We start from the raw sequence: 12,656 nt of genomic DNA on the forward strand, positions 1-12,656 counted from the left end.
TATAAGACGTATTTTTGACTCTAAATAAAGGCCTCGCTTGAAGCACGCTCTTGCAAAAATATCATTAATTCTTCTACTACCACTTCTAATCTCAGGATGCGATGCTACACGCCGCCTTGCCGAAGATGAGCACTTACTCGAAGAAAATATTATCATTAAAAATGGCGAGGAGCTTAAAGATGGACGTATCAAGAATCTACTTTACCAGCAGCCCAATGCCAAGATAGCAGGCATACCATTACGCCTCTTTATTTATAATGCGGCACGCCCTGATATAGATTCTATTATGGCCGAGCAACGTGCTCGTAATGATGGAAGGAGGACGTTTTGGAACAGTCTGCTTTCGCGAAAACAAGTAGAAGCCGTACGCCAGTTTAAAATAAACTTTAATAAAGGTCTCAAAAAAACAGGCGAAGCCCCGGCTATTGTAACTAAGAATATTACTGAAAAATCTGTTAAACGACTTACTACCTATTATGCAAACACAGGATACTTTAATACTAAAATTGATTACCAGATAAAAAAAGACAGTAATCAGCGAGCTGTAGTAGTGTATAAGGTGGAAACTGGAAGACCTTATAATATTGGAAAAATTACCCCAATCATAGCTTCTCCAGCGGCAGACTCGATTTATGCTGCACACCGCGATGAGAGTTTTATTAAAAAAGGGAAACAATATGCCACGCTAGATGTAAATGCAGAGCGCGCTCGTCTGACCACGCTTTTTAGAAACAATGGCCTGTTTCATTACGAGCCAGACCGATTTAGCGTCACAGCAGACAGTGTGAAAACAGATTACAAAGTAGATTTAGATCTTGTTATTGAAAATAGAAAAATTACGGAGGAAGACAGTATAATAGACTTACCTTATAAAGTACATAGGTTGTCTCGTGTAAATATCCTTACAGATTATAGTTATGACAATAGGAACAAAACATTCCAGGATACTATAATCGCGAGAGGTTTTAATTTTCTGGCTTATGATAAAATAAATTATCGCACAAAAGCCCTTACAGATATTATCCCTCTAGAACCTGGCGATATTTATAGAGACAGAGATAGAACGGCTACGCTGAGCAGGTTGAGTAGCCTGCGAACCTTTAAATATCCTAGCATACAATATATCGCAGATCCTGCAGACAGTACAGGCACAGATCTTATAGCTACCATACGCCTTACACCGCTCGAAAAATATAAGTTCAGGGCTGACTTTGACGTTTCTACATCTAATATTCAGGATATAGGTCTTGCTGGTTTTGGGTCGCTACTCATTCGGAATTTATTTCGCGGGGCAGAGACCCTCGAGATTTCTGGTAGAGGAAGCATAGGAGCTTCGGATGATGCAGCAAATGAGGGTAACGGGTTTTTTAACATCACAGAAATAGGCGCCGACTTAAAACTTACCTTCCCCCGCATATTTTTTCCTATAAACACAAACAAACTTATCCCTGCAGACTGGCAACCTACAACAAATCTGAATGTAGGTTTAAGCACACAACAGAATATAGGTCTAGATAAGCAAAATGTGGCTGGAGCGTTGAGCTATAATTGGTATCCTCGTAAGACACGTAGTTTCCGTTTTGACCTATTAGACATCCAGTACGTGCGCAACTTGAATGTTGGAAATTATTTTAACATCTACACAAACTCCTTTAACGATCTAAATACTATTGCAGTAAATAATTTTGATGCAGCCGATCCTAGTTTTTTTAACCTAAGTGATACGAGCGGAAATCCTAGACTTAATATAGGAGATGGTGGAGCAAATAGATTTATAAATGCAGTACAAAATGGAGAGGTCTCGAGCGTCACGGCAGAAGAAAGAAATGACGTAAACGCCATTGAAGAGCGTCGGGAGCGCCTTACTGAAGATAACCTTATTCTGGCCACAAACTTCTCATATATTTATAATAATAGGCAAAACCTTTTTGACAATACGTTTACACGTTTACGATTACGTTTAGAACTTGCAGGAAACGCGCTTTCTCTAGCATCATCTCTTGCTGGGGTAGAAGCTAATGAAAGTGGTGGCGAGGAGATATTTGGCGTTGTGTACTCACAATACGCAAAAACCGAGATAGACTACAGTCGTCATTGGAGTCTAGGTGGAGAAAAGATTTTAGCCTTACGTGCATTTACTGGAATTGCTGTCCCATATGGAAACTCAAGAAACATACCTTTTACGCGCAGTTTTTTTGGCGGTGGTTCTAATGATAACAGAGCTTGGCAGGCCTACCAGTTGGGACCTGGAAGAAGTGGAGGTCCAAATGAGTTTAATGAGGCAAATATGAAACTTGCACTCAACCTCGAGCAGCGTTTTAAACTGCTCGGCCCGATAAAAGGAGCGCTTTTTATTGACGCTGGAAATATCTGGAATGTGTTTGATAATGTGGAGGATGAAGGGGCTAAATTTAACGGAATTAACAGTCTTGTAGACACGGCGATAGGGACTGGATTTGGATTGAGATATGATTTTGATTTCTTTGTTTTCCGTTTTGATATTGGATTTAAAACATACAACCCAGCATTACCAGAAGGTGATAGATGGTTTAAGCAATATAACTTCTCAAATGCTGTCTATAATATTGGGATCAATTATCCTTTCTAAGATGTCGTTTTAGAAGAACGCTTTCGCGAAAGCGTACAAAAAACAATCTAAGTGTCACGGTGATGACCAGCTGTTATTTACAAGTAATTTAAATTTCTTAAATTACATTTGCCAAATTGCTTTGATATTGAAAATTGATAGTTTTTTTAAAGTAATACTCTTTTTGCTCATTATTGGAGCCCCTCAGTATTTTTGGGGTCAATCTTTAGAAACTCCCTCTGATGAGAATGCACGTCTAGATAGCTTAAGTAACAATCTTAATAAAGCCTTTTATAGTGGAGATTATGTCTTCGTAATAGATAAATCTAATGAAGCTTTAGAACTCGCATTAAGACTCAAAAGAACTCGAGACGAAAATAAGATAAGAAGCCTTGTAGGTAATACGTTTTTAAAGCTTGAAGACACCCTACAGGCGCGAGCTATATTTAATGATATGCTTGTCACAGCAAAAGAGCAAAGTGATGAGAGCATCATTATATCTGTTCAGATTGATTTAGGTAATACCTATGTGATTAATGAGCCTCAAAAAGCAGTTGCTTATTTTGAAGATGTGGTCAAGCTTGCGACTAAAACTGGAGATGTTTCCAGAATTTTTATCGCTCATTACAATATGGCCGAACTTTATGCTAACGAAAAACAACCTGAAAAACTAAAATTCCATCTAGACAAAGCTTTTCAATTTGCACAGGAAATAAATGAACCTATTTATACCTCGAGTTGCTATCTACTTGCCGGAAGGTATTATTTACTCACAAATAATGCTGATACAGCTATTGAAAATTTCAAAAAATCAATGGCGCAAGCAGAAAAAATAAACTTTAAAGAACTCATCTTAGATAATTACAAATACCATCTAGTTGCCTTAGAGCAGCAAGAAGCGTACAAGGAAATATACGAGCTTCGAAAAAAATATGAGCCACTAAGAGAAGAGAAATACAAAGCAGATAAGATATCCGAACTTCAAGTTGCTACTTCAAAATTTAAGACAAAACAATTTCAACAATCTGTTAAGGCTGCAGACTTGGAGCGAGAACTTGCAGAACAAAAGGCATCTAAAAGTAAATCCCTTACGTATTATGCAGCCGCGATAATTGTACTACTACTTGCCATTCTCGTCACTTTATTTTTATCTTCAAAAAAGCGTAAAAAACTGCTTATAGACCTTAAAGATAAAAATCATAAATATCTCATTGCAAAAGAAAAGTCAGAACAACTCACAAGAGCAAAAAGCAACTTTTTCTCTACTGTATCTCACGAGTTGAGAACACCACTCTACGGTATCATTGGGCTTTCTAATAGTTTAATAGAAGAAAATAAAGTTCCTAAACTAGAAGAAGATATACGCTCTCTTAAATTTTCTGCAGATTATCTTCTTGCACTAGTAAATGACGTGCTACAACTCAACAAATTGGATGATGACAAAGGAAAGGAGTTAGATAAAAAGCCATTTGACATACGCGCATTAATGGCAAACATAACTAAGTCTTTTGAGTTTATGCGCTCCCAAAACAATAATATAATTAATATTAAGATCGCGCCTCAAATACCACAGTACGTAAGCGGTGACGTGGTTAAGTTATCGCAAATCTTAATGAACCTCATAGGCAACGCGTGCAAGTTTACAGAAAATGGAAAAATAAATATATCTATAAGCACTTCAGAATCTAAAGACGGCAATATCCGATTACATTTTACCATTGAAGACACTGGCATTGGTATTCCTGAGGATAAGCAACGGCAGATTTTTGATGAATTTACGCAGGTTAATGCAAACACCCCTTATGAAGGAACAGGACTGGGACTGGCGATAGTAAAAAAATTACTCGATCTACACGAATCAAAGCTTTATATAACTAGCGCATTAGGAAAGGGAACATCACTTTCCTTCTCCGTGACCTATGATAAAGCATCACAGGAAAAACTTGTAAATAAAACCACACCACCACTTACCATTTTAAAAGATAAATTAGTGCTTATTGTAGATGACAATAGAATTAACCAGATTGTTACTCAAAAAATTACTGAAAAACTTGAAATGAGATCCATAGTTGCAAACAATGGTGCTATAGCTGTTGAACTTACGAGTAAAAATGATTTTGATATCATTCTTATGGATCTTAATATGCCAGTTATGGATGGTTTTGAGGCAACACGATACATACGAAAGCGCGGGAATACCGTTCCCATCATCGCCCTTACTGCGGTAGAAATGGAAGAAGCTAAAGAGCAAATTTATAATTGCGGTATGAACGACATAGTCGTAAAACCTTATGACCAAGACACCTTTCAGAATACTATTGCGCGAAACTTAACATAGAGAGAACGCCAAAAGAGTTTCACAAAAGACACAATTGTAAATTCCCCTTTTTTCGTATCTTAAACCACACAAAATTTAATTATTATGCGTGGCGGAAGAGGTTTAAAAATAAGATTGTTAATAGGGGTCTGTATCGTTGCATTCGGTTATTTCAAGTATTGCAGCAGTAAAGAGGTAAATCCATACACGGGACGCACCCAAGCCATAAATATGACTCCCGAGCAAGAGATTGCAATTGGGCTACAGCACGCACCTGCAATGGCAGAGCAACACGGTGGGCTACATCCAGATAGAGAGCTCCAAGCCTCAATAGACAGGATCGGGAACAGACTCGTACAAGCCAGTATTGCATCAGAAACACCATATCAATACGATTTTCACTTATTAAGAGACGACCAGACGGTAAATGCTTTTGCCTTACCTGGAGGTCAGATTTTTATAACCTACGCACTATTGAGTCAGCTTGAAAATGAGGACCAAGTGGCGGGCGTTCTGGGTCACGAGATAGGTCATGTTTTAGGAAAACATAGTGCAGAGCGTGTTGCAAGCAGTGACTTATGGCAAACCATCTCTATGGGTGCCGAAGTAGGTGGAGGTCTGGGACAACAGGCTGGAGCCATAGGTCAGAACGTCCTTTTAGGAAACGGTCGCGATGACGAGCTAGAAAGCGATGACCTAGGCGTTAAATTTATGATGCGCGCAGGATATGACCCTAATGAAATGATGGGCGTAATGAGAATCCTGAAAGCAGCCTCTGGTGGCAGTCGTGTACCAGAATTTCAAAGTACGCACCCAGATCCCGAAAATAGAATAGAACACATTAAAGAAAGTATTGAAAAATATAGAAATGAAGGGTACTAATCTATTACATCGTTTTCGTTAAAAGCATTTTAAAACCTCGCCTTCGCGGGGTTTGTTTTTTATCTTTACCTGAAATCCAAAAGAAAAATTTTGCACAAAAAAACCATCCTTATGATACTTGACGGCTGGGGTATGGCCCCAGACAAAAAGGTATCTGCCGTAGACAAAGCTCACACTCCATTTATAGATAGCTTGTACAATAAATATGCCCACAGCACCTTACTTACACACGGCGGTAATGTAGGGCTTCCTGATGGACAGATGGGCAATAGCGAAGTAGGACATATGAATCTGGGCGCTGGTCGCATTGTCTACCAAGACCTTGCAAAAATCAATCTTGCTATAAAAGATAATACCCTTAAAGACGAGCAAGCACTCAAGGATGCATTTACTTATGCAAGAGAAAATAATAAGTCCGTTCACTTATTGGGACTCGTTTCTGACGGGGGTGTGCACTCCCACATAGACCATCTTAAAGGTCTGATCACAGCTTCGGAAGCAGCGGGCGTGCAACGCACGTTTATACACGCATTTACAGACGGTCGTGATGTAGACCCAAAGTCAGGCAAAGAGTTTATAGAGGATGTAAACGCTTTCGCGAAAGCGCACAAAGCACAACTCGCCTCCGTCATAGGCAGATACTATGCAATGGATAGAGATAAGCGCTGGGAGCGCGTAAAACTCGCATATGATCTTATTGTAAAAGGCGCAGGAACACCTTCAAAAAATATAGGACAATCACTTCAAGACAGCTACGATAAGGGCATTACAGATGAGTTCATAGAACCTATTTTCCTTACCGAAGATGACCAATCCATCTCAACAGTAAAGGAAGGCGATGTCGTTATCTTTTTTAACTTCAGGACAGATCGGGGTCGCGAGCTTACAGAAATGCTTTCGCAAAAGGATTTCAAAGACCAAGAAACCACAAAACTTGATTTATACTACGTCACAATGACTAACTACGACGAGACATTTAAAAACGTGCACGTCGTTTACGATAAAGATAATCTTACAGACACTCTAGGAGAAACCCTCGCTAAAGCTGGTAAAAAACAAATACGCATCGCCGAAACTGAGAAATATCCTCACGTAACCTTCTTCTTTAATGGGGGTCAAGAAACACCGTTTGAGGGAGAAAGCAGGTTACTTTGTCCTTCACCTAAGGTTGCGACATATGACTTACAGCCCGAAATGAGCGCGTTTGAAATAAGAAACAAAATCATTCCCGAAATCAAAAAAGGTGAAGTTGATTTTGTATGTCTCAACTTTGCAAATCCAGATATGGTGGGTCACACTGGAGTTATGGAAGCCGCCATAAAGGCCTGTGAAACTGTAGATCAATGCACAAAAGACATCGTAAACGTTGCTCAAGAAAATGACTATACCGTCATCATTATTGCAGACCACGGTAATGCCGAGACAATGATTAATCCAGATGGTAGTCCTAATACGGCACATACGACTAATCCTGTTCCCATCATTTTAGTAGATAAGGATATTAAAAACATTAAAAATGGAATCTTAGCAGATGTCGCCCCAACTATTCTACACTTATTAGGCGTCCCGCAACCAAGTGCTATGGACAGAAAATCATTAGTATAATTAATTTACGCTTAAAAAAACATTATGAGAACCACATCAATATTAATATTTATCATTGCGCTTAGCACATTTTCACTAAGCTGTAAGGAAAAAGTAGCAGACCAAGAAAGTACAATAACCGAGACGAAAACTGAAACTACCGATGAAGAAGCAACCGGACTAGATGAAAATGGAGACCCTATTCTCACCGGAAAAACTGAACCCAGCGCTATAAAGCAAGAACCCTATACAAGATGGTTTACTCCGACTTATTCTGACTACAAAGTAGATACAGAGAGTCTCGATCCAGTAATGGACGAATTGAAAAACGCAAAAATTACAGTTTTTATGGGTACGTGGTGTGAGGACAGCCAGCGAGAAGTTCCATCGTTATTTAAAATACTCGATAAGTTAGACTATGATTATAGCAATCTGACGTTAATCACAATGACGGAGGACAAAGAAACTCCTGAAGGATTTGAGGAAGGCAAAAACATCACAAATGTTCCGACCATTATCATTAACCAAAACGGAAAAGAGACCAATCGTATCGTGGAGTACCCTCTAGAAAGTTTGGAAAAAGATTTAGTAAAGATTTTAAGCGGGGCAGATTATAGTCACGCCTATGCTGAGGACGAAGAATAATATTTTATATGCTTTCGCGAAAGTGTAATTCTAATAACATACTACATCCGAATCGTACTGATTCGGATGTTTATTTTATAGGATTTGCATCTTTAACCTGAAATACGACAACCTACCGAAATATGTATCTTTGCCGAAAATTAAATCCTTTTGGAAACGAAGATCATAGCGGTAGATTTTGACGGAACCATTGTAGAAAATGCTTACCCAAGTATAGGTAAGCCTTTAATTTTTGCCTTTGACACGCTTAAAAAACTACAATCCGAAGGACATCAGCTTATATTATGGACATATAGAACGGGAAAACCTTTGGAGGATGCCGTTGCCTTTTGTGCAGCTAATGGACTTCATTTTTACGCCGTAAATAAAAGTTATCCGGAAGAGGTGTATACAGAAAACATAAGCCGAAAAATAAATGCAGATGTTTTTATAGACGACCGTGATGTAACGGGTATGAAGGGTTGGGGCGAGATATACCATATTTTAAGCAACAAAAAAACAGCGCAACCTGCACTCAAAAAGAAGGGAAGTTCGGTGCGTAGAAAGAAAGATAAAAAGGGGTTTTTCTCAAGAATAGAAGAACTTTTTAAAGAAGAAAACGATTAGTATGATTATTGCCAAAACAAGAGAAGAGATAGAGTTAATGCGCGAGAGCGCTCTTGTGGTTTCCAGAACCTTAGGAATGATAGCTAGCGAGGTAAAACCTGGCGTGACCACCCTACAGCTGGACAAACTCGCCGAAGATTATATACGTAGTCAGGATGCAGTTCCCGGTTTTCTGGGTCTTTATGATTTCCCAAACACACTTTGTATGAGTCCTAATGAGCAAGTGGTACACGGTATTCCTAATGACAAACCGCTTGTAGAAGGCGATATTATTTCCATAGACTGTGGCGCTGTTAAGAACGGATTTTATGGAGATCACGCTTACACATTTGCTGTGGGTGAAGTATCGCAAGAGGTGCAAAAACTTCTAGATGTGACAAAACAATCGCTTTATGTAGGTATCGAGCAGTTCAGAGTTGGGAAGCGTGTGGGTGACGTAGGCTATGCCATCCAGAAGTTTACTGAAGATCACGGTTATGGAGTCGTACGCGAGCTGGTAGGACACGGATTGGGTCGCACAATGCACGAAGACCCAGAAATGCCCAACTACGGAAAACGCGGGCGTGGCAAAAAATTTATCGAAGGTATGGTAGTCGCCATTGAGCCTATGACGAATATGGGAACGAAATCGATCAAACAACACAGCGACGGCTGGACCATTACTACACGAGATAAGAAACCGAGTGCACACTTTGAGCACGACGTCGCGATTGTAGACGGAAAGCCAGAATTGCTTTCTACTTTCGCATATATCTATAAGGCTTTAGGAATAGAAAGCGACGAGGAAGTTCCCTTTCGCAGCCAGGCTTTAGCACTCTAATTGTGAAAAGAATATTCAAGTTTTTTCTCAATGCGATACCGCGCCCACTTCTCATACGGTTGAGTTACGTGGCACGCCCCTTACTTGCGTTTTTCTTAAAAGGTAATCGTTATGAAGATCCCATAGACGGAAGAACATTTCGTAAATTCTTGCCTTACGGTTATGGTACGCCGCGAGAGAATGTGCTCTCCCCTTCTACCCTTTCGCTAGAAAGGCACCGCCTTTTGTGGCTATGGTTGCAACGTGAGACGGATTTTTTTTCAAAACCTGCTAGCCTGTTACATTTTGCTCCAGAGCAAGCTTTTTTTAAACGCTTTCGCAAAATGGGCCACCTCAACTACACCACCACAGACCTCAACTCCCCACTTGCAGATGTAAAGGCAGATATATGTGACCTTCCATTTGAAAGTGATAGCTACGATATCATTTTTTGTAATCACGTTTTAGAACATATCCCAGACGATACAAAAGCGATGCAAGAGCTATATCGCGTCCTCAAATCTGGCGGAATGGCAATTCTCCAAATTCCACAAGACCTCTCCAGAACCGAAACCTTTGAAGATGACGCTATAATAGATCGTGAGGAGCGCGCTAAAATTTTTGGACAGTACGACCACGTTCGTGTGTATGGAAGAGATTATTTTGATAAACTGAGAGCGGTTGGTTTTAAAGTAGATGAGGTAGATTATACCACTTCTATTTCGCCAGACGAAGTAAATCGTTATCGACTTGCTCAAGGTGAGGTTTTACCAGTGTGCTATAAGTGATTTTCCGAGATTTAAATTTTAATGATTTTACCACCGAGCTTTTATATAGCTATTCCTCCTGAAATACTTTATAAAAAAATGATTCTCTATCGTTATCGAGTTTTTAAAGAAAAAATCTAACATTTAATTTAAAGCAATTTATAAGCGTTGATATAAAGTTATCTTTCAAGTTCGGCATCGAATTATATTAGAATATCTTTGAGAAAAACATATAAAAATGACTTATCCAGATAACTTTAAAGATTTAGTTAAACTTGAAACATATATAGGTACAGGGAACCCTAACAGCCAAATCCTTATAGTTGGGAAGGAAGTGGCGACTGACATAGAAGATGGAAAACATAAAGAACTAGAGGTTAAAAATTTGGAATCATTCAATAAAAACAATATTGACTGGCTACAAAATATCAATAACAACGTAAGCCAAATCGATATTCCTGTTTGGAGGATGGAAAACGATGATAATAATCCCTTATATGCATTCAAGGGAGCGTCCATAACTAAAGAAGGACATACTTGGAGAAAATATCAAAAACTCAACGATTACATTTTTGATAAAATAAGCAATGAGGTGATAAATTTTCAAGAAAATATTTTTATTACTGAAATGAGCACTTTGCCGGCTAAGACAACAGGAAAAGCTCAAAAGAGAGCAGAATTTAAGCAGAAACTCCAAGAACGAAAGGAAACTTTTTTTAAGTCTAGTTTTATTCAAGATTTTTCAATCGTAGTATTAGCTTGTAGCAATTACATTTCAGGAAGTGAAATTACAGATATTTTTAACGTAGATTTTATTGAAGAAAAAGGCCGCGGGACTCAAAAATATTGGATACATTGGAATAAAGACAAAACTAAAATTGTACTTCACACTAGACAATTGAGTGCAAATGTTTCAAATGATCTTTTGAAAGGAATCGCTAGAGAAGTACAGCATTTTTTAAAGAATTAAATCGCTTCATAAACATTTAAATTTGTCTACAAAGACTAAGATTGAGAACACTTGGAGTCTAGTCAGAATGAGCAGATTTTCTTTCGTTTTGGAAGTAGTTAATCTACAATCAACTTCTCAAATCCTGCAGTAGCGTACGTTCCTTTAGTATTCCCTTCTCCAGCAAAAACAAGATATGCTTCGATTCCATCAAGGGCTGCTAATAATGATTTAGAACGCTCTAAGCCCATTGCCATAAAAGCGGTTGCATAAGCATCTGCCGTGGCACAGTCCTTTGCGATTACGGTAGCGCTTAGTACATCACTCTTTTCGGCGGAGCCTGTTAGTGGGTTTATGGTGTGAACGTATTCTTTTCCTGTGAGCTCATCTACTCTATTTTTTCGGTAGTTTCCTGAGCTGGCCATCGAGACATCTGAGAGTCCTACTAAAATAGAGGATGATCTGTCCGTAAGTTTTGAGTCAATGCTCTCTACTCCTACTGACCACGGTTTTCCCGAAGTTTGGTTCTTCCCTCGAGCTCGTATTTCGCCCCCGAGTTCAATAAGATAGTCGGCTTTGTTTTTAGCTTCTAAATAGATTGCGATGCGGTCTATACCATAGCCTTTGGCAACTGCATTAAAGTCAAAATAAATTTCTGGATATTGCTTACTTATGGTGCCGTCAGCTTTTAATTCGACTTTATCAAATCCTACATATTGCATCATAGAATCTAATCTTGTGCTATCAATTTCGGCAAGGGGTTTTGTATCTCCAAAGCCGTAAGCATTGCGCAGGGTTCCTACGGTTGGGTCAAAATAGTGGGAAGTGGTCTGGTACAGCTTTCGCGAAAGCGTAAAAACGTCCCTAAACATTTCATCCACCACAATAGTGCTATCGCCACGATTTATTTTTGAGATATCGCTGTCTTCTATATAGGTGCTCATAGACTGGTTTACAACTGTGACTACAGAGTCTATACTTTTCTGGATGATTGGAGCATCGTCCACATTTCCATAATATTTTACGGCGTAGGTTGTCCCAAAGGCTTCCCCGCGAATGGTGATCTCATCGGATGTTTTCTCTTTATTACAACTAAAAAGCGTTAGTACGAGAAGGTATAGAAAATAGCGCATTACAATATTTCTTGAAGGCCGTTATAAATCATTCTGTATGGCTGATCTTTCTCTACGGGGTTCTGATAATTATCACCGTGACCAAGCCCCACGCCAGCGTAAAATGTGCGTGCTTCAAACTTTATAGCGTTGTCGCGCATTTTAATCATAAAGGCCTCATCATAAACATTTGCATCGTCTGGAAACGACCGTGCTCGAACGATAACAAAATGTAACTTTTTGTCTTTGAGCGCCACAAATTGCGGGTCTTTTTTGAGTTTTGAGTTAACAGCGAGAAATTCAAAACCATCTGCTGTTAATTCTTCCCCTACGATATTCATCGCAAGGTTATGTAATTCCTGTTCTGTGAGAAAAACTGCCATAGCGCAAAGATACGAAGGGCAATAG

11 protein-coding genes are annotated in these 12,656 nt (G+C 39.1%); 9 read left to right on the forward strand and 2 right to left on the reverse strand.

The window, feature by feature from the left end; translation table 11 throughout:
* Positions 1 to 37: 37 nt before the first annotated feature.
* From tamL to EAX61_RS14760, 9 genes are all read left to right on the forward strand, one after another.
* Positions 38 to 2,608, forward strand: coding sequence for a translocation and assembly module lipoprotein TamL (tamL, locus tag EAX61_RS14720; protein ID WP_121918477.1), 2,571 nt, complete (start codon positions 38 to 40; stop codon positions 2,606 to 2,608).
* 127 nt (positions 2,609 to 2,735) lie between these two features.
* On the forward strand, positions 2,736 to 4,925 hold the full coding sequence (locus EAX61_RS14725; protein WP_121918478.1) for a tetratricopeptide repeat-containing hybrid sensor histidine kinase/response regulator: 2,190 nt from the start codon (positions 2,736 to 2,738) through the stop codon (positions 4,923 to 4,925).
* 84 nt (positions 4,926 to 5,009) lie between these two features.
* Positions 5,010 to 5,786: a M48 family metalloprotease gene (locus EAX61_RS14730; protein ID WP_121918479.1), complete on the forward strand. Its 777-nt coding sequence runs from the start codon at positions 5,010 to 5,012 to the stop codon at positions 5,784 to 5,786.
* Between the two features lie 90 nt (positions 5,787 to 5,876).
* Entirely contained in the window at positions 5,877 to 7,391 is a 1,515-nt protein-coding gene (gene gpmI, locus EAX61_RS14735) for a 2,3-bisphosphoglycerate-independent phosphoglycerate mutase (RefSeq protein WP_121918480.1), read from the forward strand.
* A gap of 24 nt (positions 7,392 to 7,415) precedes the next feature.
* Positions 7,416 to 8,015, forward strand: coding sequence for a TlpA family protein disulfide reductase (locus tag EAX61_RS14740; RefSeq protein WP_121918481.1), 600 nt, complete (start codon positions 7,416 to 7,418; stop codon positions 8,013 to 8,015).
* A 144-nt stretch (positions 8,016 to 8,159) separates the two neighbouring features.
* On the forward strand, positions 8,160 to 8,621 hold the full coding sequence (locus tag EAX61_RS14745) for a BT0820 family HAD-type phosphatase (protein WP_121918482.1): 462 nt from the start codon (positions 8,160 to 8,162) through the stop codon (positions 8,619 to 8,621).
* Between the two features lies 1 nt (position 8,622).
* The gene (map, locus tag EAX61_RS14750) at positions 8,623 to 9,441 is read left to right on the forward strand and encodes a type I methionyl aminopeptidase (protein WP_121918483.1); all 819 of its coding nucleotides are present in this window, start codon (positions 8,623 to 8,625) and stop codon (positions 9,439 to 9,441) included.
* A 2-nt stretch (positions 9,442 to 9,443) separates the two neighbouring features.
* Entirely contained in the window at positions 9,444 to 10,208 is a 765-nt protein-coding gene (locus EAX61_RS14755; protein WP_121918484.1) for a class I SAM-dependent methyltransferase, read from the forward strand.
* Positions 10,209 to 10,425: 217 nt separating this feature from the next.
* A complete protein-coding gene (locus EAX61_RS14760) occupies positions 10,426 to 11,157 on the forward strand; it encodes a hypothetical protein (protein ID WP_121918485.1) in 732 nt (243 codons plus the stop codon).
* Positions 11,158 to 11,255: 98 nt separating this feature from the next.
* On the opposite strand, the gene EAX61_RS14765 is transcribed toward EAX61_RS14760, so the two are convergent.
* Together EAX61_RS14765 and EAX61_RS14770 are read right to left on the reverse strand one after the other, a co-directional pair.
* On the reverse strand, positions 11,256 to 12,269 hold the full coding sequence (locus EAX61_RS14765; RefSeq protein ID WP_121918486.1) for an FAD:protein FMN transferase: 1,014 nt from the start codon (positions 12,267 to 12,269) through the stop codon (positions 11,256 to 11,258).
* Positions 12,269 to 12,631: a Na(+)-translocating NADH-quinone reductase subunit F gene (locus tag EAX61_RS14770; RefSeq protein ID WP_121918487.1), complete on the reverse strand. Its 363-nt coding sequence runs from the start codon at positions 12,629 to 12,631 to the stop codon at positions 12,269 to 12,271. Before EAX61_RS14770 ends, EAX61_RS14765 begins: the two co-directional genes overlap by 1 nt.
* Between the last annotated feature and the right edge of the window lie 25 nt (positions 12,632 to 12,656).

Origin of the sequence: Dokdonia sinensis, from assembly GCF_003688895.1 — a bacterium.
Classification (GTDB): domain Bacteria; phylum Bacteroidota; class Bacteroidia; order Flavobacteriales; family Flavobacteriaceae; genus Dokdonia; species Dokdonia sinensis.